Origin of the sequence: Pseudomonas sp. HTZ2 (assembly GCF_033173945.1) — a bacterium.
In the GTDB taxonomy this organism is placed as follows: domain Bacteria; phylum Pseudomonadota; class Gammaproteobacteria; order Pseudomonadales; family Pseudomonadaceae; genus Aquipseudomonas; species Aquipseudomonas guariconensis.
In genome coordinates this window covers 2,039,782-2,062,137 of sequence record NZ_CP137332.1, presented here as the reverse complement: position 1 = coordinate 2,062,137, position 22,356 = coordinate 2,039,782, and the positions used below count along the sequence as shown (strand labels likewise).

Annotated in this window: 18 protein-coding genes and 1 pseudogene; 10 read left to right on the top strand and 9 right to left on the bottom strand. The window is 64.2% G+C overall.

Annotated elements, in window-relative coordinates; genetic code table 11:
- Positions 1-73 precede the first annotated feature (73 nt).
- From R6G97_RS09605 to yccS, 6 genes and pseudogenes are all read left to right on the top strand, one after another.
- On the top strand, positions 74-1,516 hold the full coding sequence (locus tag R6G97_RS09605) for a TldD/PmbA family protein (protein ID WP_317848035.1): 1,443 nt from the start codon (positions 74-76) through the stop codon (positions 1,514-1,516).
- Positions 1,516-2,847 carry a TldD/PmbA family protein gene (locus tag R6G97_RS09600; RefSeq protein ID WP_043207295.1) on the top strand — a complete coding sequence of 444 codons (1,332 nt, stop codon included), beginning with the start codon at positions 1,516-1,518 and terminating at the stop codon, positions 2,845-2,847. Before R6G97_RS09605 ends, R6G97_RS09600 begins: the two co-directional genes overlap by 1 nt.
- Before the next feature lie 92 nt (positions 2,848-2,939).
- Positions 2,940-4,367: a multidrug transporter subunit MdtD gene (gene mdtD / locus R6G97_RS09595; RefSeq protein ID WP_043207291.1), complete on the top strand. Its 1,428-nt coding sequence runs from the start codon at positions 2,940-2,942 to the stop codon at positions 4,365-4,367.
- 112 nt (positions 4,368-4,479) lie between these two features.
- Positions 4,480-5,817 (top strand): ATP-dependent RNA helicase DbpA, encoded by a 1,338-nt coding sequence (dbpA, locus tag R6G97_RS09590; RefSeq protein ID WP_232092100.1) that lies wholly within the window; start codon positions 4,480-4,482, stop codon positions 5,815-5,817.
- A gap of 88 nt (positions 5,818-5,905) precedes the next feature.
- A pseudogene (locus tag R6G97_RS09585) lies at positions 5,906-7,120 on the top strand (NAD(P)/FAD-dependent oxidoreductase); the annotation flags it as partial.
- 129 nt (positions 7,121-7,249) lie between these two features.
- The gene (yccS, locus tag R6G97_RS09580) at positions 7,250-9,433 is read left to right on the top strand and encodes a YccS family putative transporter (protein WP_317848034.1); all 2,184 of its coding nucleotides are present in this window, start codon (positions 7,250-7,252) and stop codon (positions 9,431-9,433) included.
- 47 nt (positions 9,434-9,480) lie between these two features.
- Here the strand turns inward: yccS and R6G97_RS09575 are convergent, their stop codons facing one another.
- Positions 9,481-10,218: a substrate-binding periplasmic protein gene (locus tag R6G97_RS09575; RefSeq protein ID WP_317848033.1), complete on the bottom strand. Its 738-nt coding sequence runs from the start codon at positions 10,216-10,218 to the stop codon at positions 9,481-9,483.
- 224 nt (positions 10,219-10,442) lie between these two features.
- On the opposite strand from R6G97_RS09575, the gene R6G97_RS09570 reads away from it, so the two are divergent.
- Entirely contained in the window at positions 10,443-10,895 is a 453-nt protein-coding gene (locus tag R6G97_RS09570; RefSeq protein ID WP_043207347.1) for a GNAT family N-acetyltransferase, read from the top strand.
- Positions 10,896-10,929: 34 nt separating this feature from the next.
- Here the strand turns inward: R6G97_RS09570 and R6G97_RS09565 are convergent, their stop codons facing one another.
- From R6G97_RS09565 to tkt, 8 genes are all read right to left on the bottom strand, one after another.
- Positions 10,930-11,226, bottom strand: a complete 297-nt coding sequence (locus tag R6G97_RS09565) for a winged helix-turn-helix domain-containing protein (RefSeq protein WP_043207283.1) — start codon at positions 11,224-11,226, stop codon at positions 10,930-10,932.
- Positions 11,227-11,238: 12 nt separating this feature from the next.
- Entirely contained in the window at positions 11,239-11,739 is a 501-nt protein-coding gene (locus R6G97_RS09560) for a M48 metallopeptidase family protein (protein WP_070571097.1), read from the bottom strand.
- A gap of 104 nt (positions 11,740-11,843) precedes the next feature.
- A complete protein-coding gene (fba, locus tag R6G97_RS09555) occupies positions 11,844-12,908 on the bottom strand; it encodes a class II fructose-bisphosphate aldolase (protein ID WP_043207275.1) in 1,065 nt (354 codons plus the stop codon).
- A gap of 99 nt (positions 12,909-13,007) precedes the next feature.
- Positions 13,008-13,337: an MliC family protein gene (locus R6G97_RS09550; protein WP_317848032.1), complete on the bottom strand. Its 330-nt coding sequence runs from the start codon at positions 13,335-13,337 to the stop codon at positions 13,008-13,010.
- Positions 13,338-13,416: 79 nt separating this feature from the next.
- Positions 13,417-13,632, bottom strand: coding sequence for a hypothetical protein (locus R6G97_RS09545; protein ID WP_043207346.1), 216 nt, complete (start codon positions 13,630-13,632; stop codon positions 13,417-13,419).
- A 32-nt stretch (positions 13,633-13,664) separates the two neighbouring features.
- On the bottom strand, positions 13,665-14,828 hold the full coding sequence (locus R6G97_RS09540) for a phosphoglycerate kinase (protein ID WP_043207267.1): 1,164 nt from the start codon (positions 14,826-14,828) through the stop codon (positions 13,665-13,667).
- A 12-nt stretch (positions 14,829-14,840) separates the two neighbouring features.
- A complete protein-coding gene (gene epd, locus R6G97_RS09535) occupies positions 14,841-15,902 on the bottom strand; it encodes an erythrose-4-phosphate dehydrogenase (RefSeq protein WP_070571095.1) in 1,062 nt (353 codons plus the stop codon).
- A 148-nt stretch (positions 15,903-16,050) separates the two neighbouring features.
- A complete protein-coding gene (gene tkt / locus R6G97_RS09530; protein ID WP_317848031.1) occupies positions 16,051-18,048 on the bottom strand; it encodes a transketolase in 1,998 nt (665 codons plus the stop codon).
- Positions 18,049-18,297: 249 nt separating this feature from the next.
- Here tkt and R6G97_RS09525 point away from each other — a divergent pair, with 249 nt between their 5' ends.
- The 3 genes from R6G97_RS09525 to ligB all read left to right on the top strand — a co-directional run bounded on the left by R6G97_RS09525 (position 18,298) and on the right by ligB (position 22,340).
- Complete coding sequence (locus tag R6G97_RS09525) at positions 18,298-19,290, top strand: ArsR/SmtB family transcription factor (RefSeq protein ID WP_317848030.1); 993 nt, start codon at positions 18,298-18,300, stop codon at positions 19,288-19,290.
- Positions 19,291-19,310: 20 nt separating this feature from the next.
- The gene (metK, locus tag R6G97_RS09520; RefSeq protein WP_043207253.1) at positions 19,311-20,501 is read left to right on the top strand and encodes a methionine adenosyltransferase; all 1,191 of its coding nucleotides are present in this window, start codon (positions 19,311-19,313) and stop codon (positions 20,499-20,501) included.
- A 168-nt stretch (positions 20,502-20,669) separates the two neighbouring features.
- Complete coding sequence (gene ligB / locus R6G97_RS09515; RefSeq protein ID WP_102081300.1) at positions 20,670-22,340, top strand: NAD-dependent DNA ligase LigB; 1,671 nt, start codon at positions 20,670-20,672, stop codon at positions 22,338-22,340.
- The last annotated feature ends 16 nt before the right edge of the window (positions 22,341-22,356 follow it).

Below are 22,356 nucleotides of genomic sequence, written 5' to 3'. Positions count from 1 at the left end.
GGCAACATAGCCGGCCTGGGCCTGCAAGAGGGGGTGGTTCTAGGGGGAGCCACCGCGCACCGGAGGTTCCCGCATGTTCGATTCCAGTGCCTTGCTACGCCAGCGCTTTGCCGCGCTGCGCAGTTCGGCCGAGGTGTTTTCCCTGCGCCATGTGAAGCAGTCGGACCAGAGTCTGTCGGTGCGTCGCAATGTGGCCGAGCCACCATTCTTCAGTCAGGACGAAGGCGCCATGCTCACCGTGCGCGTCAAGGGTGTGGAAGCCTACGCTGCCACCGCCGACGTGTCCCAAGCAGGTCTGCAACGCGCCCTCGAACAGGCCGAGGCGCTGGCTCGCACGATCGCCGCCTACAGTCTGCTGGACCTGAGCGGGCAACCGGTGGCCAGCGAGCGCCATGACCATGTTTCGCCCCACTTCGAACATCCCCTGCCTAGCCTTGCCGAGTGCCTCGAGCTGCTCACCGCCGAGTCGGCCAGCGTGCCCAAGGACAGCCGCCTGGTTGATTGGCAGGCGAGCCTGGGCATCAGCCTTGTCGAGCAGACCTACCTCAATTCTGCAGGCGCCGAGCTGCGCCATGCCCAACGTTTCCTGTTCCCGGGCCTGGGCGTGACCGCAAGCGATGGCCAGGACAGCCAGAGCCGCAGCCTAGGCAGGGAGAACTTCGGCCAGCAAGGCGGCTTCGAGGTGATCGAGCGCTGTGGCCTGGTCGGTGCGGCCAGGCGCATCGCCGACGAGGCCCTGCAATTGCTGCTCGCGCCCAATACCCCCAGCGGCCCGCGCGACCTACTGCTGATGCCAGACCAGATGATGCTGCAGATCCACGAGTCCATCGGCCACCCGCTGGAGATGGACCGTATCCTGGGCGACGAACGAAACTACGCCGGCACCAGCTTCGTCAAGGCAAGCGACTTTGGTCACCTGCAATACGGCTCGAAGCTGCTCAACGTGACCTTCGACCCGACTATCGCCGAAGAGCTGGCCAGCTACAGCTTCGACGACGACGGCACTGCGGCGAGCAAGCAGTTCCTGATCCGCGACGGTGTGCTGCTGCGCCCGCTGGGCGGCGCCTTGTCGCAGTACCGCTCGGGACTGGATGGCGTGGCCAACAGCCGGGCCTGTGGCTGGAATCGCGCGCCGATCGATCGCATGGCCAACCTCAACATCGAGCCGGGCGACCAGTCGTTGGCGCAGCTGATCGGTGGTATCGAGCATGGCATCCTCATGCGCACCAATCGCTCCTGGTCCATCGACGACGCACGCAACAAGTTCCAGTTCGGCTGCGAATGGGGCCAACTGATCGAAAACGGCGAACTCAAAGGCGTAGTGAAGAACCCCAACTACCGCGGCATCTCCGCGCAGTTCTGGGGCAATCTCGCCGCCGTCGGCGATCGCAGCACGTTCCAGATACTGGGCACGCCAAACTGCGGCAAGGGCGAACCCAACCAGGTGGTACGGGTTGGCCATGCCTCGCCGGCATGCGTGTTCCGCCAGATCGACGTATTCGGAGGAGACGCTTGATGAGCGCCACGCCCCAGCAACGCTTCGAGGACCTGACAGGCGCCCTGCGCGACGCACTCCAGGCTGGCGAGCAGTTCACCCTCGGCTACAGTGCCGAGCATTCACAGTTCATCCGCTTCAACCATGCCCGCGTGCGCCAGGCCGGCGAAGTCGCCCAGGCCAGCGCGCACTTGCGCCTGATCCGCGACGGGCGCCAGGCCGAGCAGCACTTCACGCTGGGCGACGATCCACAGCTGGACCGCCAGCGCCTGCGCGACGCGCTGGCCCAGCTGCGTCAGATCCTGCCGCTGCTGCCTGTCGACCCTTACCTGCGTCTTGATGAAAGCGCCTGGCACAGCCACAACCTGCAGGCAGCGGCGCTGCCGGACTGCGCCGATGTTCTTGGACTGATCGAGCGTGAAGCCGGCGATCTGGACCTGGTCGGTATCTATGCCGCAGGCCCCATCTGCCGGGGGTTCGCCAGCTCCTTCGGGGCCTTTGGCTGGCATCAGGCCAACAGTTTCAACTTCGACTGGAGCCTGTTCCACGCCAATGGCCAGGCGGTCAAGGCCAATTATGCAGGTCAGGTCTGGGACAGTGCGGCCCTGGTGGCGCGCCTGCGCCAGGCCCGCGAGCAACTGGATTTCCTTGGCCGCCCGGCAATCATCCTCAAGCCTGGCAGCTACCGCGCCTACCTGGCCCCGGCGGCGATGGACGAGATTGCCGGCATGCTCTGCTGGGGTGGTTTTTCCGCGCAGGCTCTGGCCACAGGCAACAGCGCGCTGCAGCGCCTGTATACCGGCGATGCCAGCCTCAGTCCGCAGGTCGGTTTCGATGAACAGGTCAGCGGCTCGCTCAGCCCGCCCTTCTCCGACGAAGGCTCGCCGCGCCAGGACGTGCGCCTGATCCACGAAGGCCGCGCACACGCGCGCTTGGTCAGCGCGCGCAGCGCTGCGGAGTTCGACCTGCAGGCCAACGGCGCCGACAGCTTCGAGTCGCCCTGTGCACTGAGCCTGGCTCCGGGGCATCTGCCTTCGGCGCAGGTCCTCGAGCGACTCGGCACGGGCCTGTATATCAGCAATCTCTGGTACCTGAACTACTCGGACCTGCCCGCCGCCCGCATGACCGGCCTGACCCGTTTCGCCACCTTCTGGGTGCAGGACGGTTGCATCCAGGGGCCGGTCGGCACCATGCGCTTCGATGACAGCCTGTACAACCTGCTGGGCAGTCAGTTGGAAGACCTGACGCGTGAGCGAGAGCTGATCCTGTCGACCAGTACCTACGGCCAGCGCAGCACCGGGTCGAGTCATTTGCCGGGGGCGCTGGTCAAAGCCCTGACCCTCACCCTGTAATGGGTCTGTGCTGGCTGCTTCACAGGGCTCCTACAGGACGATAACCCTGTGGAGGCGGGCCAGCACGATCAAGCAGCAAAGCCGAGGTATTCATGCCCGAACGCGCCCCGCTGGACCCCGTCACCGCCCGCTGGATCCCCTGGGTGGTGGCCATCGCCTTCTTCATGCAGTCCCTGGACGGCACCATCCTCAACACCGCCCTACCGGCCATGGCCCGCTCCCTGGCCGAAGACCCGCTGCGCATGCAGGGTGTGATCATCGCCTACATGCTCACGGTGGCCCTGTTGATTCCCGCTTCAGGCTGGATCGCCGACCGCTTCGGCACCAAGCGCATTTTCTTCAGCGCCATCCTGCTCTTCAGCCTGGGCTCGCTGCTCTGCGCCATGGCCAACAGCCTCACGTTCCTGATCCTGGCCCGGGTCATCCAGGGCCTGGGCGGTGCGTTGATGCTGCCGGTCGGGCGACTGGTAGTGCTGCGCGCCTACCCGCGTTCGGAGCTGGTGCGGATCATGAGCTTCATCACCATCCCCGGCCTGCTTGGCCCGCTGCTGGGACCGACCCTGGGCGGCTGGCTGGTGGAGATCCTCACCTGGCACTGGATCTTTTTGCTCAATCTGCCCGTCGGTGCACTGGGCTGCTATGCGGTATGGAAGTTCATCCCTGATCTGCGCGGCGCCGAGCGCACTACCTTCGACGGCCCGGGGTTCATCCTGTTCGGCGCCGCGATGGTACTGATCACCATTGCCATGGAAGGCTTGGGTGAGCTGCACCTGCCGCACTTGCGGGTGATGTTGCTGCTGTTCGCCGGCATGGCCTGCCTGGCCGCCTATTGGCTGCGCGCCGGGCGCGATCCGCAGCCGCTGTTCTCGCCGGGCCTGTTCCGGGTGCGCACCTTCGCCATCGGCATCCTCGGCAACCTCTTCGCCCGCCTGGGCAGCGGCGCTCTGCCGTTTCTGGTGCCGTTGCTACTGCAGGTGGCGCTGGGCTATTCGCCCGCCGAGGCCGGCATGAGCATGATCCCTCTGGCCGCCGCGGCGATGCTCGCCAAGTCCATCGCACGGCCGCTGATCGAACGCTTCGGCTATCGCATCATCCTCACCGGCAATACCCTGTTGCTTGGCCTGCTGCTGGCCAGTCTGGGACTGGTGGACGCAGACACGCCGTATGCCCTGCTGCTGGCGCAACTGGCCCTGCTCGGCGCCGTGAACTCCATGCAGTTCACCGCCATGAACACCGTGACCCTGATCGACCTGGACGACGCCAGCGCCAGCAGCGGCAACAGCCTGTTGTCGGTGGTCGCGCAGCTGTCCTTGAGCCTGGGGGTGGCCTGTGCCGGCGCCTTGCTTGGCGGCTTTACCGCCGCTGGCAGCGCAGAGGGGGTGGAAAGCACCCTGGGCGCCTTCCAGCTGACCTTCTTGACCATCGGCTTGATGGCCATGCTGGCCGCAGCGATCTTCCTGCAGTTGTCGCCGACAGACGGAAGGCGTGCCCGTCGTCAGGAAGCGCACATGGAGTCGTAGGGCGAATGGCCACGAGGCTGGTAGACTGTGCGGCATTTTTCGCTTCGCAACGCAGGCCCGCCTCGTGACCACCGACTCCACCGCCTTTGCCACTCTGCCGCTGTCCGCCGCCATGCTGGCCAACCTGGACGCCCTCGGCTACGCCTCGATGACGCCGATCCAGGCCCAGAGCCTGCCGGTCATCCTCAAGGGCCAGGACCTGATCGCCCAGGCCAAGACCGGCAGCGGCAAGACCGCCGCCTTCGGCATCGGCCTGCTCAACCCGATCAATCCGCGCTACTTCGGCTGCCAGGCCCTGGTACTGTGCCCGACCCGCGAGCTGGCCGACCAGGTGGCCAAGGAGCTGCGTCGCCTGGCCCGTGCCGAAGACAACATCAAGATCCTCACCCTGTGCGGCGGCGTTTCGCTGGGCCCGCAGATCGCCTCCCTGGAGCATGGCGCACACATCATCGTCGGCACCCCAGGGCGCATCCAGCAGCACCTGGACAAGGGCACTTTGGTGCTCGATGGGCTCAATACCCTGGTGCTGGATGAAGCCGACCGCATGCTCGACATGGGTTTCTTCGACGCCATCGCCAGCATCATCGGCAAGACCCCTTCGCGCCGCCAGACGCTGCTGTTCTCGGCCACCTACCCGGCCGGCATCGAGCAGTTGGCCGCCGAGTTCATGCGCAAGCCACAGCAGGTCAAGGTCGAAAGCCTGCACGCCGACAACCAGATCGAACAGCACTTCATCGAGATCGACCCGCAGCAACGCCTGGAAGCCGTCACCCGAGTGCTCGGCCACTTCCGCCCGCAGTCGTGCGTGGCGTTCTGCTTCACCAAGCAGCAGTGCGAGGACGTGGTAGCCCACCTCACCGCCAAGGGCATCGTCGCCCAGGCCCTGCATGGCGACCTGGAGCAACGCGACCGCGACCAGGTGCTGACAATGTTCGCCAACCGCAGCAGCTCGGTGCTGGTGGCCACTGACGTGGCGGCCCGTGGCCTGGACATCGACGGTCTGGACATGGTGATCAACGTCGAGCTGGCGCGTGATCCGGAGATTCACGTACACCGCGTCGGCCGCACCGGTCGCGCTGGCGAAAAAGGCATCGCCATCAGCCTGGTCGCGCCTGCCGAGGGCCACCGCGCACAGGCCATCGAGGACCTGCAGAAGCGCCCGCTGCGCTGGGAGCAGCTCGACAACCTCAAACACAAAGGGGGTGAGCCTTTGCTGCCAGCGATGACCACCTTGTGCATCGCCGCAGGCCGCAAGGACAAACTGCGCCCAGGCGATATTCTCGGCGCGCTGACCGGCGACGCAGGGATCCCCGGTAAACAGGTGGGCAAAATCGCCATCTTCGACTTCCAGGCCTTCGTGGCGGTGGAGCGCGCTGTGGCCAAACAAGCCATGCAGCGCCTGAACAGCGGCAAGATCAAGGGTCGGTCCCTGAAAGTCCGCATCATCTAAAGATCTGCACGACTCTGTGGAAGCGGGTTTACCCGCGAAGGCGGCAGTGAGTCCACCATCGCATTGCGGGTAAACCCGCTTCCACGGGGGCCAGTGTGTCATTTCAGAAAAGGTTTACACCGTGCATTCCACCGACGTGATCATCATCGGCGCCGGCGCCGCCGGCCTGATGTGCGCCCAGCTCACCGCCCGCCGAGGACGCCGGGTGCTGGTGCTCGACCACGCCAACAAGCCGGGCAAGAAGATCCTCATGTCCGGGGGCGGTCGCTGCAACTTCACCAACATGTACACCGAGCCCGCCAACTTCCTCTCGCAGAACACGCACTTCTGCAAGTCGGCCCTGGCCCGCTATACCCAGTGGGATTTCATCGAACTGGTGTGCAAGCACGGCGTGCCTTACCACGAGAAGAAACTTGGCCAGCTGTTCTGCGACAACAAGTCCAGCGACATCCTCGACATGTTGCTCGCCGAATGCGACGAGGCCGGGGCCCAGATACGCCTGCAGACCAGCATCGAGCAGATCGAGAAGACCGCCGAAGGCTATTGTCTGCAAACCTCCGCCGGCCCGTTCGCCTGCCAGTCCCTGGTGATCGCCACCGGCGGCCTGTCGATCCCGACCCTGGGCGCTACCGGCTTTGGCTACCAGGTCGCCCGTCAGTTCGGCCATACCCTGCTGCCGACCCGCGCGGGTCTGGTGCCCTTCACCATCACCGAGCCTCAACTCAAGACCCTGTGCACCGAGCTCTCCGGCACCGCACTGGACTGCGTCGCCAGTTGCAACGGCACCAGTTTCCGGGAAAACCTGTTGTTCACCCACCGCGGCCTGAGTGGCCCGGCGATCCTGCAGATTTCCTCGTTCTGGGAGGCGGGCGATACCGTGGAGATCAACCTGTTGCCCGATCGAGACGCCCTCAGTTGGCTGCAACAGCAGCAGGCCGAACGCCCCAACAGCGAGCTGAAGACGCTGCTGGGCGAGGTTTTCACCCGCAAGCTGGCCAATCTGCTGGCCGAACAATGGTTCGTGTCCAAGCCGATGAAGCAGTACACCCCGGCCGAACTGGCCCAGGTGGCGGACAAGCTGTCGGCCTGGCAACTGGTGCCGGCCGGTACCGAAGGCTATCGCACCGCGGAGGTGACCCTCGGCGGCGTCGATACCCGCGAGGTGTCTTCAAAGACCATGGAATCCCTGAAGAGTCCTGGGCTGTACTTCATCGGCGAAGTGCTCGATGTCACGGGCCACCTGGGCGGGTTCAATTTCCAGTGGGCATGGGCCTCGGCCAACGCTGCAGCGCAGTTCGTGTAGAGTAGAATCCTTTCAGCAGCACGGAACGCTTCTTGCTGGTCTGTGCTGAGGTGCCGATTTTCTGGGGCTGCTGCGCGGCCCACTATGAATGGCGCCAAGGTATTCATTCGATCACTGCCCAGGGCCATCATGTCATCGAGCTCGTTCCGCCATTCATTGCGTCGTTTGTGGGGCCAAGACAAGTTCAGCTACAGCATCAGGGTAACGATCGCACTCACCGGCAGCCTGGCGCTTTGCTGGTACCAGGACGAAATGGCGCTGTTGATCCCGCTGTTCCTCGGCATCATCGCCAGCGCCCTGGCCGAGACCGACGACGGCTGGCAAGGCCGCCTGAGCGCCCTGGCCGTTACCTTGGTGTGTTTCGCCATCGCCGCCTTGTCGGTGGAGCTGCTGTTCCCCTACCCCTGGATCTTCGCTGGCGCACTGGCCCTGGCAGCCTTCGCCCTGACCATGCTCGGTGCCTTGGGCGAACGCTACGGCGCCATCGCCTCGGCGACGTTGATCCTCTCGGTGTACACCATGATCGGCGTGGACCAGCGCGGCGGGCAGGTCAGCGATTTCTGGCACGAACCGTTGCTGCTGGTGGCCGGTGCGGCGTGGTATGGCCTGCTCTCGGTCCTGTGGCAGGCGCTGTTCTCCAACCAGCCGGTGCAGCAGAGCCTGGCGAAGTTGTTCATGGAGCTTGGCCGCTACCTCAAGCTCAAGGCCAACCTGTTCGAGCCGATCCGCAACCTGGACCTGGAAGCCCGCCGCCTGGAACTGGCCCAGCAAAATGGCAAAGTAGTGGCAGCGCTGAACGCAGCCAAGGAAATCATCCTGCACCGGGTTGGCAACAGCCAGCCGAACGCCAAGGTCAGCCGTTATTTGAAGCTGTACTTTCTGGCTCAGGACATCCATGAGCGGGTCAGTGCCTCGCACTATCCCTACAACGCACTGGCCGAAGCGTTCTTCCACAGCGATGTGATGTTCCGCTGCCAGCGCCTGCTGCGCCAACAAGGCTCGGCCTGCCAGCAACTGTCCCACTCGATCCGCCTGCGCCAGCCGTTCGTCTACGGCGGCGGGTTCGCCGAAGCGCTGGAAGACCTCAACGCCTCCCTGGAACACTTGCGCCAGCAAAGCAATCCAGCCTGGCGCGGCCTGTTGCGCTCTTTGCGGGCGCTGGCCGGCAACCTGGCGACCCTGGACCGCCTGCTGGGCGCCGCCAGCAACCCCGACAGTCTGGCCGATGCCAGCGACAGCAGCCTGCTCGACCGCTCGCCACGCAACCTCAAGGATGTCTGGAGCCGCCTGCGCACGCAGCTGACGCCCACTTCGCTGTTGTTCCGCCATGCCCTGCGCCTGTCCCTGGCGCTGTCGGTGGGCTACGGCATGGTGCACCTGATCCACCCGACCCAAGGCTACTGGATCATCCTGACTACCCTGTTCGTCTGCCAGCCCAACTATGGTGCGACCCGCCGCAAGCTGGTGCAGCGCGTAGTGGGCACGGCTGTCGGCCTCACGGTGGGCTGGGCGCTGTTCGACCTGTTCCCCAGCCCGGTCATCCAGTCGATGTTCGCGGTGGTCGCCGGGGTGGTGTTCTTCGTCAACCGAACCACCCGCTATACCTTGGCCACGGCGGCGATCACCCTGATGGTACTGTTCTGCTTCAACCAGATCGGCGATGGCTACGGCCTGTTCCTGCCACGCCTGTTCGATACCCTCGTGGGCAGCCTGATTGCCATCCTGGCGGTGTTCCTGTTCCTGCCGGATTGGCAGGGGCGGCGCCTGAACAAAGTGCTGGCCAATACGCTGACCTGCGCCAGTGCCTACCTGCGCCAGATCATGCAGCAATATGCCCATGGCAAGCGCGACGACCTGGCCTATCGCCTGGCCCGGCGCAACGCCCACAACGCCGATGCGGCACTGTCGACCACACTGGCCAACATGCTCATGGAGCCTGGGCACTTCCGTAAGGAAGCCGATGTGGGCTTCCGCTTCCTGGTGCTCTCGCACACCCTGCTCAGCTACCTCTCCGGGCTCGGTGCACACCGCGACACGGCGCTGCCGCCGGAGGTTCACGAGCAGTTGATCGATGGCGCCGGCCAGAGCCTGGCCAACAGCCTCGATGAGATCGCCAATGGACTGGCCGCCCGCCTGCCCGTGGCCATCCACAGCGATGCCGAGGAAGCCCTGGCCGGCACCTTGGAACAGATGCCCGAAGAGTTGGACGAACATCAGCGTCTGGTGCAAACCCAACTGGCGCTGATCTGCCGCCAACTCGGGCCGCTGCGTACCCTGGCGGCGCACCTGATCAAGGAAAGCCCAACGGGCTGACGCTCCCAGGCCAACCCGCTCTTGAAGCCAGAGGGCGCTGAGGCGGATCAGAACCCGTGTTGGCGCAACAGACGGGCATAGCTGCCATCGGCCTTCATCGCGGCGATGGCGCGGTCGAAGCGCTCGATGATCTGCTGATGATGGGAATGCTTGAGGCTGACGAGGATGTGCAGGTTGTTTTCGCCCAACGCGGGCTCTACGAAGGTCACGGCCTCACGCACCTCCTTCGGCTCGCGTTGCAGGCTGTAGCGCGCGACGAATTCGTCCTCCACCGTCAGGTCGACCCTGCCCGCCGCCAGCATGCGCACCGCCGAGGAGAAGTTGCGCACCGCCACCTTGTGCAAACGGGCGTCGGCGTCGAATTCCGGGGAATAGGCGTAATCGCGTACCACGGCAATGGAATAGTCGTAGAGGTCGGCCAGCTGACGGTAGCTCAAAGGCGTATCTTGCGGCCTGAGCAGGCGGATGCGGTTGACCAGGTAGGGTTTGGAAAATGCGCCCAGACGCGTGCGCGAGTCGTTGTACCAGGTGTTGACCAAGATGTCGTAGCGGCCTTCGCCGATACCCATCAAGGCCCTGGCCCAGGGCACTTGCTCGACATTGCTGGTGTAGCCAGCACGGGTCAGTGCCGCGGTGACGATGTTGGTGGCCAGGCCGCCGCCGGGCAAGTCGCTGTCTGTGAACGGCGGCCAACTGTCGGCCACAAGACGCAACTTCTCGGCCGCCACGGCGGGAGTGACCAGCACGATCAACATTAAACCAAGCGCGCAAAGCAATGGCCGCATGCTCGAGTCCTTTCGCAGGTGGGTGATCCACTCTGATGGTGGCGATCCGCACTACTACAGGATGGGCAGATTACACAAAGCCCTCTCGGACGGCAGCCGACAAATGATATCAAATAGCCTCTATTTTGGCCGAATGCAGTTGAAGCCGTTTTTGGGCAATGTCTGACTCGTCGCCAGCGCCGGGATTTGCGATGATCGACCGCCCCTTCAAAGAGTTCATACCCATGTCCATCGAGTGGATCTGCAAGCACCATACCGACCTTGGCAAGGAGCAACTCTATGCCATCCTGCAGTTGCGCACTGAAGTCTTCGTGGTGGAGCAGCAATGCGCCTACCAGGAGGTCGACGGCCAGGACCTTTGCGCAGATACGCTGCACTTGATGGGTTGGGAACAAGACCGCTTGGTGGCCTACCTGCGCCTGCTCGACCCCCAATCCCAAGGCGGCGACGTGGTCATTGGCCGGGTGGTAACCGCCCCCGCCGCGCGCGGTGGCGGCCTGGGCCATCAGCTGTTGCTCAAGGGGCTGGAGTGCGCCGAGCACTGCTGGCCTGGGACACCGATCTACCTGTCGGCCCAGGCACATCTGCAGGCCTACTATGCGCGGCATGGATTCGAGGTGGCGGGAGAGCAGTACCTGGAGGATGGCATTGCGCATATCGGTATGCGCAAGGCTTGAGGCGAGAGGGCATCGAGCGGCTGGGGCGCTCAGGTCATGGATACCCCAGCACGTCCCTGATCTTGCGCAGGTGCTGGATGATCCACTGCTTGTCGATGGCACCCCAATCGTGGATGCGGTAGTGCCCGGCGTGATTACGCGCCCCGGCCTGCTGCTCGAATTCACAAACGATATCCAGGTCGGCCAGTGCGGCGATGGTGTCCTGTGCAGTGCGACGAGGCATACCGGTAGCCTCCATCAGCGCCGGAACACTGGTTGCGGTCTGGCTGTCGATCAACCAGGCCACATAGAGACGCCGGTAGAAACTGCTCTTGGTCTTGCTCACATCCATGCTGCTCGATCCTCAGGTGGTGCCCGGCAGCTCCTGGTAGGTCAGGTAGACGCGCAGGTCGAATTCCAATTGATGATAGTCCGGCTCCATGTGCTGACAGAGCTGGTAGAACGCCTTGTTGTGGTCCCGCTCGCGCAGGTGCGCCAACTCGTGCACCACGATCATGCGTAGAAACTGGGGCGCCGCGTCCTTGAACAGCGAGGCGATGCGGATTTCCTTCTTGGCCTTGAGTTTGCCGCCCTGCACACGGGAGACAGCAGTGTTCAGGCCCAAGGCGCGATGGGTCAGATCCAGGCGGTTGTCGAACAGCACCTTGTCCAGATTCGGCGCACTGCGCAGGTATTGCTGTTTCAAGTCCTGGGCATAGCTGTACAGCGCTTTGTCGCTCTGTACGTCGTGTCGATCCGGGTAGCGCTGGCGCAGGTAATCGCCCAGGCGATCGGAGGCGATCATCTGGCGGACCTGCTCTTGCAGGTGAGGCGGGTAGGCTTGCAGGTAGCGTAATGCGGTCATTGCACGGCGTTCAGCGAGAAGAACCGCGAGTGTATCCGATCCGCATCCAATATGAACGAGGGGCCGTTTCGCCGGCGCGAAACGGCCCCTCGTTCATGGCAGGATCAGTTGACCTTGGCGGCCAGCTCACCTTTGGCGTAACGCTGGAACATGCCCTCCAGGGAGATCGGCTTGATCTTGGATGCGTTGCCGGCGGTACCGAAGGCTTCGTAACGGGCGATGCAGACATCACGCATGGCCTTCACGGTCTCGGCGAAGAACTTGCGTGGGTCGAACTCGCTCGGGTGCTGAGCCATGTAGCGACGGATGGCACCCGTGGAGGCCAGGCGCAGGTCGGTATCGATGTTGACCTTGCGCACGCCGTACTTGATGCCTTCGACGATTTCTTCGACCGGCACGCCGTAGGTTTCCTTGATATCACCGCCGTATTCGTTGATGACCTTCAGCCATTCCTGCGGCACCGAGGAAGAACCGTGCATGACCAGGTGGGTGTTGGGAATGCGCTTGTGGATTTCCTTGATCCGGTCGATGGCCAGGATGTCACCGGTTGGCGGCTTGGTGAACTTGTAGGCGCCGTGGCTGGTGCCGATGGCGATGGCCAGGGCGTCGACCTGGGTCTTCTTGACGAAGTCGGCGGCTTCTTCCGGGTCGGTCAGCATCTGGCTGTGATCCAGAGTGCCTTCGGCGCCGATACCATCTTCTTCACCGGCTTGGCCGGTTTCCAGGCTGCCCAGGCAACCCAGTTCGCCTTCGACGGACACGCCGCAGGCGTGGGCGAATGCCACGGTCTGCTGAGTGACGCGAACGTTGTACTCGTAGTCGGACGGGGTCTTGCCGTCTTCCTTGAGCGAGCCGTCCATCATCACCGAGCTGAAGCCCAGCTGGATGGAACGCTGGCAGACGTCAGGGCTGGTGCCGTGATCCTGGTGCATGCACACCGGGATGTGCGGGAACTCTTCGATCGCCGCCAGGATCAGGTGACGCAGGAACGGGGCACCAGCGTACTTGCGGGCGCCGGCCGAGGCCTGGACGATGACCGGGGAGTCGGTGGCATCCGCAGCTTCCATGATGGCGCGCATCTGCTCGAGGTTGTTGACGTTGAAAGCCGGAACGCCGTAGCCGAACTCGGCGGCGTGGTCCAGCATCTGGCGCATGCTAATGAGTGCCATTGTGTATCTCTCTCCCGACAAGCGTCGTTGTTTCGTGCAAGCCTGCCGCAGGGGCGGTTGCTGTTCAAGTAGTGTGGGCCACCGTCGCGGCCCGGCCAGTCACGGTGCCTTGCAGCCCCGCCCAATCAGATCGTTGGTCGCCACCCAATACACCAGGCCTTCGTCGCCCTTGGTGTGGAAGGCAAGTACCCCGTCGCTGTACAGCGCGCCCGAGGCGCCCGGCTCGGACTTGAGCCGGTAGACCTGGTCGCCGCCGCCTAGGCGTACGTCGACCGCATCCTGGCTCGAATCGGCGAATCGCCAGAGCACTTCGGCCTGGCTGTCGCAGACCCAGCGGGTCCAGTTGTCCGCCGGAGCGGATGGGGCCGGTTGCAGCAGCGAGCATCCTGCCAGGGTCGCCAGGGCCAATGCGGCCAGAAGCGCTTTCATCCAAAAACCTCGTCGTGGATCCGCTACGCGGCCCCTAATCCAAGACCACAAAACCCAACCTTGGTTGCCTGGCGCCCGATCAAGGGCAGCCCGGCGCCTGGCGCTGGTGTTCGTCGTCGTACTTTTCCAGGCCCTCCGGGCCCATGCGCTTGTTGATGACCGGCGCGGTTTCCGCCTGCCACTGAGACTGGTAGCAGCCGCCCTTGGGCGGCTGCGACGGCTCGGTATCGGCAGACTTGCTGGAGCAGGCGCCCAGCAACAGGGCCAGGATCATCACAGGCAATTGCTTGACCATCAGGTCGCTCCCTTTGCCAGGCGCCGCCATACTCAGGCCTTGGCCCGCTCTTCCAGGATAGCCACGGCGGGCAGGACCTTGCCTTCGACGAATTCGAGGAACGCGCCGCCACCGGTAGAAATGTAGGAGATATCAGCGCCTACGCCATATTTGTCGATGGCCGCCAGGGTGTCACCGCCACCGGCGATGGAGAAGGCGGCGCTGTCGGCGATGGCCTTGGCCAGCACTTTGGTGCCGTTGCCGAACTGGTCGAACTCGAACACGCCGACCGGGCCGTTCCACAGAATGGTCTTGGACGACTTGAGCAGCTCGGCGAACTGTTCGGCAGTCTTCGGGCCGATATCCAGGATCATGTCGTCATCGGCCACATCGGCGATGGACTTGACGGTGGCTTCGGCGCTCTCGGCGAACTCCTTGGCAACCACTACGTCCACCGGCAGCGGCACGCTGACCTTGGCGGCGATCGCCTTGGCGGTGTCGACCAGGTCAGGTTCGTACAGCGACTTGCCGACCTTGTGGCCCGCCGCGGCGAGGAAGGTGTTGGCGATGCCGCCACCGACGATCAGTTGATCGCAGACCGTGCTCAGGCTGTTGAGCACATCCAGCTTGGTGGAGACCTTGGAGCCGGCGACGATGGCGGCCATTGGTTTGGCCGGGGCTTTCAGGGCCTTGCCCAGGGCATCGAGTTCGGCCGCCAGCAGCGGGCCTGCAGCCGCCACCTTGGCGAACTTGGCAACCCCGTGGGTCGAACCCTCGGCGCGGTGGGCGGTACCGAAGGCATCCATGACGAATACGTCGCACAGGGCGGCGTACTTTTGCGCCAGCTCGTCGGCGTTCTTCTTCTCGCCCTTGTTGAAGCGCACGTTCTCGAACAGCACCAGATCACCGGCCTTGACCTCGACACCGTCCAGGTAGTCAGCGACCAGCGGCACGTCGCGGCCCAGGGCCTTGCTCAGGTAATCAGCCACCGGCTTGAGGCTGTTCTCGGCGGAGAACTCGCCTTCGGTGGGGCGACCCAGGTGCGAGCAGACCATGACGGCAGCGCCCTTCTCAAGGGCCAGCTTGATGGTCGGCAGCGCGGCCAGGATACGCGCATCGCTGGCTACCACACCGTCTTTCACAGGGACGTTGAGGTCTTCGCGGATCAGTACGCGCTTACCTTGCAGGTCGAGGTCGGTCATCTTCAACACGGTCATGAATGCAGTCCTTCAGGGCTGTTTGGTGCGGGTTTGGTGGACGACGTGCAGGAAATGACCGGCAACGTCGAGCATACGGTTGGCGAACCCCCATTCGTTGTCGAACCAGGCCAGCAGGTTCACCAGGCGGGGGCCGGAAACACGGGTCTGGCTGGCATCGACGATGGCCGAATGCGGGTCATGGTTGAAATCACAACTGGCGTGGGGCAGCTCGGTATAGGCCAGCAGCCCTTTCAGCGGGCCGTTCAGCGCAGCCTCGCGCAACACCCGGTTGACCTCTGCCGCGCTGGTATCACGGGCGGTCTGCAGGGTGATGTCCAGGCACGAGACGTTGACGGTCGGCACGCGTACGGCTTTGGCCTGGATTCGACCGGCAAGTTCCGGAAGCAGGCGCTCGATGCCGCGCGCCAGACCAGTGGACACCGGGATCACCGACTGGAATGCCGAACGGGTGCGGCGCAGGTCCTCATGGTGATAGGCATCGATCACCGGCTGGTCGTTCATCGCCGAGTGAATGGTGGTGATCGACACATACTCGATGCCAAACGCCTGGTCCAGCACGCGCAACAGCGGCACGCCGCAGTTGGTGGTACAGGAGGCGTTGGACACCAGGCGCTCCTCGCCGCTCAGGCAGTCCTGGTTAATGCCATAGACCACCGTGGCGTCGACATCCGCTTCACTGGACATCGGCTGGGAGAACAGCACCCGCGGCGCGCCGGCATCGAGAAAGCGCTGGGCATCGGCACGAGTGTTGTAGGCCCCGGAGCACTCCAGCACCAGATCGACGCCCAGCGCCGCCCAGTCGATGCCCTCCGGGGTGGCGCTGCGCAGGACCTTCACACAGTCGCCATTGATGTGCAGGCAGTCGCCGTCAACCCTCACCTCGCCAGGGAATCGCCCGTGGGTGGAGTCGAAACGGGTCAAGTATTCGAGGCTGGCCTGATCGGCCAGGTCGTTCAGCGCGACGATCTCGAAGCCGGCGTCCGCTCCTCGCTCGAACAGTGCGCGCAAGACACAACGACCGATACGGCCGTAACCGTTGAGTGCAACTTTGTAGGGACGCGGATGGGGCATTCGATACTCACGGAACAGATCTATTGTCAGCAGCCTGCGGGATTGCGGTGTGGCATTCGCAGGCAAGCCCGCTCCCACAGGGATACACGACCACCGTGGGAGCGGGCTTGCCCGCGAATCGGGGCGACACCGCCCGCAGATCCTTACATCAGTCTTCCAGCAGCTCTTCAGCGGTACCCAGAATGTTCTCCAGGGTGAAGCCGAATTCCTCGAACAGTGCGGAGGCCGGCGCCGACTCACCGTAGGTGGTCATACCGATGACGCGGCCTTCCAGGCCCACGTACTTGTACCAGAAGTCCGCGTGGGCAGCCTCGATGGCGATACGCGCACCGACTTCCAGCGGCAGAACGGACTGCTTGTAGGCGGCGTCCTGGGCGTCGAACACGCTGGTGCACGGCATGGAAACCACACGCACCTTGCGGCCCTGCTCGGTCAGCTTGGCATGCGCCTGGACCGCCAGCCCCACTTCGGAACCGGTGGCGATCAGCAGCAGCTCAGGCTCGCCGGCGCAATCCTTGAGGATGTAGCCGCCGCGGCTGATGTTGGCGATCTGCTGGGCATCGCGCTCCTGGTGCTGCAGGTTCTGACGGGAGAAGATCAACGCCGATGGGCCGTCCTTGCGCTCCAGGGCCTGCTTCCAGGACACGGCGGATTCCACCGCGTCGGCTGGACGCCAAGTGTCCAGGTTCGGCGTGCTGCGCAGGCTGGTCAGCTGCTCGATCGGCTGGTGGGTCGGGCCGTCTTCGCCCAAGCCGATGGAGTCGTGGGTATAGACATGGATGACGCGCTGCTTCATCAGGGCGGACATGCGTACCGCGTTGCGGGCGTATTCCATGAACATCAGGAAGGTCGCGCCATAAGGCACCAGGCCGCCGTGCAGGGCGACGCCGTTCATGATGGCGGTCATGCCGAACTCGCGCACACCGTAGAACACGTAGTTGCCGCTGGCGTCATCGGCGCTGACGCCTTTGCAGCCTTTCCACAGGGTCAGGTTGGAGCCGGCCAGGTCAGCCGAGCCGCCGAGGAACTCAGGCAGCAGCGGGCCGAAGGCATTCAGGGCGTTCTGGCTGGCCTTGCGGCTGGCGATGCTTTCACCCTTGGCGGCGACTTCGTTGATGTAGGCCTGGGCCTTCTCGGCGAAGTCGGCCGGCAGCTCGCCGCGTTCACGGCGCTTGAACTCGGCGGCCAGCTCAGGGTAGGCCTTGGCATAGGCGTCGAAGCGCTGGTTCCAGTCGGCTTCGAGCTTGGCGCCGGCGGCTTTGGCGTCCCATTCTGCGTAGATGTCGGCCGGAATCTCGAACGGACCGTGGTTCCAGTTCAGTTCCTTGCGGGCCAGGGCGATTTCATCGTTGCCCAACGGCGCGCCGTGGCAGTCTTCCTTGCCCTGCTTGTTGGGCGAACCGAAGCCGATGATGGTCTTGCAGCAGATCAGGGTCGGGCGATCGCTCTTGCGGGCGGTCTCGATGGCAGTCTTGATCTCGTCGGCGTCATGGCCATCGACGTTGCGGATCACCTGCCAGTTGTACGCCTCGAAGCGCGCCGGGGTGTTGTCGGTGAACCAGCCGTGCACTTCGCCGTCGATGGAGATGCCGTTGTCGTCGTAGAAGGCGATCAGCTTGTTCAGGCCCAAGGTGCCGGCCAGGGACGCGACTTCGTGGGAGATACCTTCCATCATGCAGCCGTCGCCCAGGAACACGTAGGTGTGGTGGTCGACGATGGTGTGGCCTTCACGGTTGAATTGGGCCGCCAGGACTTTTTCCGCCAGGGCGAAGCCCACGGCGTTGGCGATACCCTGGCCCAGCGGGCCGGTGGTGGTCTCGACGCCTGCGGTGTAGCCGTACTCCGGGTGACCCGGCGTGCGACTGTGCAGTTGACGGAAGGCCTTGAGGTCGTCGATCGACAGGTCGTAGCCGGTCAGGTGCAGCAGCGAGTAGATGAGCATCGAGCCGTGGCCATTGGACAGCACAAAGCGGTCGCGGTCGGCGAATTTCGGATTGCTCGGGTTGTGCTTCAGGTAATCGCGCCAAAGCACTTCGGCGATATCCGCCATGCCCATGGGGGCACCTGGGTGGCCGCTGTTGGCCTTTTGCACGGCATCCATGCTGAGGGCACGAATGGCGTTGGCACGTTCACGACGGCTGGGCATCGCTGAGTCTCCTGGGGATTGAAAAGGTAGTGAAACGAAAAAGGCCGCCATTTTCGCCCACAGGCGGGGCCGGGGGCAAACTTTTCCAGCCACAGGCGACAAGCTCGACACTGCAAGCAGAGGTAGATCGGCGCCCGATCTGCTCCAACCTTGCAGCTTGCCCCCTGCAGACCGCAGCTCATCGCCAATATCAAAACTTTTTGATATTGCTATTGCTACGACAGCATCCCCTGTCTAGACTGCCGCCTCATGAACCAAAGCGCGCCCATCACCCCTCAACGCAGCGACGAGCTGGCCGCCCTGTGCAAGGCCGGCGGCGACCCGCTGCGCCTGAACGTGCTGCGCGCGCTGGCCAGCGACTCGTTTGGCGTGCTGGAGCTCGCACAGATTTTCGACATCGGCCAATCGGGCATGAGCCATCACCTCAAGGTACTGGCCCAGGCTGAACTGGTGGCCACGCGCCGCGAGGGCAATGCGATCTTCTACCGCCGCGCCTTGCCCGACAGCCTGCGCTTGGGCGGTCGCCTGCACGCAGCCCTGCTCGAAGAGGTGGACGGCCTGGCCCTGACGCAGGACGTGCAGGCCCGTATCGCCCAGGTGCAACAACGCCGCGCCGCCACCAGCCAGGACTTTTTCCTGCGCGTGGAAGAAAAGTTTCGCGCCCAGCAAGACCTGATCGCCGGCCTGCCGCAGTACCGCGACAGCCTGCTGGCTCTGCTCGACAACCTGAGTTTCGGCCCCGAGGCCAGCGCGCTGGAAGTCGGTCCAGGCGATGGCGGCTTCCTGCCGGACCTGGCACGGCGCTTCAATCAGGTCACGGCCCTGGACAACAGCTCGACCATGCTCGAATTGGCCCGCCAGGTCTGCGAGAGCGAAGGGCTGGATAATGTAAACCTGCAGTTGGCCGATGCACTGGGTGCAACGGATGTGGAAGCCGACTGCGTAGTGCTGAACATGGTGTTGCACCATTTCAGCGACCCGGCCCTGGCCCTGCGCCTGCTGGCCAAACGGGTGAAAGCGGGCGGCAGCCTGCTGGTCACCGAGCTGTGCAGCCATGATCAGAGCTGGGCGCGGGAAGCCTGCGGCGATCTCTGGTTGGGCTTCGAGCAGGAAGACCTGGCCCGTTGGGCCCGGGTAGCGGGGCTAGTACCCGGGGACAGCCTCTATGTGGGCTTGCGTAACGGTTTCCAGATTCAGGTCCGCCATTTCCAGCGGACGACTGGCGACACTCACCATCGGTAAATTTTTAGGAACCCGTCGAGATGAGCGAATACTCCCTTTTCACTTCCGAGTCCGTGTCCGAAGGGCATCCGGACAAGATCGCCGACCAGATTTCGGACGCGGTCCTTGATGCAATCATCGCCCAGGACAAATACGCCCGCGTTGCTTGCGAAACCCTGGTCAAGACCGGTGTCGCCATCATTGCCGGTGAAGTGACCACCTCCGCCTGGGTCGACCTGGAGGAGTTGGTGCGCAAAGTCATCATCGACATCGGCTACAACAGCTCCGACGTCGGCTTCGACGGCGCGACCTGCGCCGTGATGAACATCATCGGCAAACAGTCGGTGGACATCGCCCAGGGCGTCGACCGCTCCAAGCCGGAAGACCAGGGTGCGGGCGACCAGGGCCTGATGTTCGGCTACGCCAGCAACGAAACCGACGTCCTGATGCCTGCCCCGATCTGCTTCTCCCATCGCCTGGTCGAGCGCCAGGCCGAAGCGCGCAAGTCCGGCCTGCTGCCGTGGCTGCGTCCGGACGCCAAGTCTCAGGTCACCTGCCGTTACGAAAACGGCAAGGTCGTGGGTATCGATGCCGTGGTCCTGTCGACACAGCACAACCCGGAAGTCTCCTACAAAGATCTGCGTGAAGCCGTCATGGAGCTGATCGTCAAGCACACCCTGCCTGCCGAGCTGCTGCACAAGGACACCCAGTTCCACATCAACCCGACCGGTAACTTCATCATTGGTGGCCCAGTGGGCGACTGCGGCCTGACCGGTCGCAAGATCATCGTCGACTCCTACGGCGGCATGGCGCGTCACGGTGGCGGCGCGTTCTCCGGAAAGGACCCGTCCAAAGTCGACCGCTCGGCAGCCTACGCCGGCCGCTACGTGGCCAAGAACATCGTTGCCGCAGGCCTGGCCGACCGTTGCGAGATCCAGGTGTCCTACGCCATCGGCGTGGCCCAGCCGACCTCCATTTCGATCAACACCTTCGGCACCGGCAAGATCGCCGACGACAAGATCGTACAATTGGTCCGCGAGTGCTTCGACCTGCGCCCGTACGCCATCACCACCATGCTCGACCTGCTGCACCCGATGTACCAGGAAACCGCTGCCTATGGTCACTTCGGCCGTATCCCACAGCAGAAGACCGTCGGCAACGACACCTTCACCACCTTCACCTGGGAACGCACCGACCGCGTCGACGCCCTGCGCGCCGCAGCCGGCCTGTAAGGGTAAGCGGCTGATTGCAGGCCGCACGCCACAGGTTGCAAGGAAAAGCCCCTGCCGAGTGATCGGCAGGGGCTTTTTCGTGACATATCGACTGACAACTCCGCCCGCCGCCCTGGCCTGCGATTGCCTAGGCTGAGCATTCCCTCCTGCCAAGCAAGGATGCTGGCCATGCCCCCAATGCTCATCGCTGCATTGCTCATACTTCTGCCGATCGTCAGTCAAGCCGACGTCTGTCCATCCTGGCCCCCGGCCCGTGCCCACGAGGAAATCACCCGACTGCGCGAAACCCTGGCCACCTGGGACGACCAGTACCACCGCCAAGGCCATTCACCCGTGGCGGACGAACTCTACGACCAGAGCCGGCAGCGCCTGCACGCGTTGCAAATCTGCTTCGACCTGCCAGGCAGCGATGATCCGCTGGCCAGCGCCCGCGGCGCCCTACCTCACCCGATACCTCACACCGGCGTGATCAAACTGGCCGATGAACAGGCAGTGGTAGCTTGGCTGCAAGGCAAGCGCGATGTCTGGATACAACCGAAGGTGGATGGCGTCGCAGCGTCGTTGGTGTACCGCGAAGGGCGCTTGGTGCAGTTGCTCAGCCGCGGTGATGGCCTTCTGGGACATGATTGGAGTCGCCATATTCCCCACCTGAGCGGCATCACTCGGCAACTGCCGGAGCCGATCGACCTCGTGCTGCAGGGCGAACTCTACTGGCGTCGGGACAATCACACGCAAGCTCTGGCCGGCAGCGCCAACGCCCGCGGTACGGTGGCAGGCCTCCTGGCGCGCAAGAGCCTGGATGATGCCCAAGGTGGCGGCATCGGTCTGTTCGTTTGGGATTGGCCCGATGGGCCGCCCCGTCAGGCCGACCGCCTGTCACGGCTGGCGCAGCTCGGCTTTGCCGATAGCCAGCGCTACAGCGTCGCCATCGAGACCTTCGACCAAGCCTCGCACTGGCGCCAGCATTGGTACCGCTCAGCCCTGCCCTTCGCGACCGATGGCGTGATTCTGCGCCAGGACAGTCGGCCGCCGGCCAAACGCTGGCGGGCCAAGCCGCCCTCCTGGATAGCGGCCTGGAAGTACCCATTCCAACAAGCCCTGGCCGAGGTGCGCGAGGTGCGCTTTCGGGTAGGACGGACCGGTCGCATCACGCCCATGCTGCACCTGCACCCGGTCGTATTGGATGACCGCCGCATCAGCCTGGTCAGCCTCGGTTCGCTGGCCCGCTGGCAGCGGCTGGACATACGCCCTGGTGACCAAGTGGCGATCACCCTGGCCGGGCTGACCGTGCCGCGACTGGAAAGCGTGGTGCACCGCTCGACGCACCGGGAGCCCGTGACGCCGCCGGACGCCACACAGCACCATCCACTCAGTTGCTGGCGGCCCGACGACACCTGCAAGGAGCAGTTCCTCGCCCGCCTGGCCTGGTTGAGCGGCCGCCAGGGTTTGCAGATGCCCAACCTTGGCTCCGCCACCTGGGCGCGCCTGGTGGAAAGCGGGGCCGTGAGCAGCCTGCATGACTGGCTGGCCTTGGAGCGCGACGACCTGCAGCGCATATCGGGCATCGGCACGGCGCGTGCAGAGCAGTTGCTGCAAGCCTTTGCCAATGCTCGGCAGCAACCGTTCGAGCGCTGGTTGCGGGCCCTCGGTGTCCCGGCTCCGCGCAACCTCCCACTGGGACCGGATTGGCAGACCCTCGCGGCCAAGCGCCGTGAACAATGGCTGGCCGAGCCCGGTATCGGCCCTGGACGCGCCGCGCAACTGGAGGCGTTCTTCACGGATGAAACGCTGGCCCTGCTGGCCATGCAATTGCGCGCACACGCAATCCAGGGTTTCTAATTTCGTCAGATCAGGG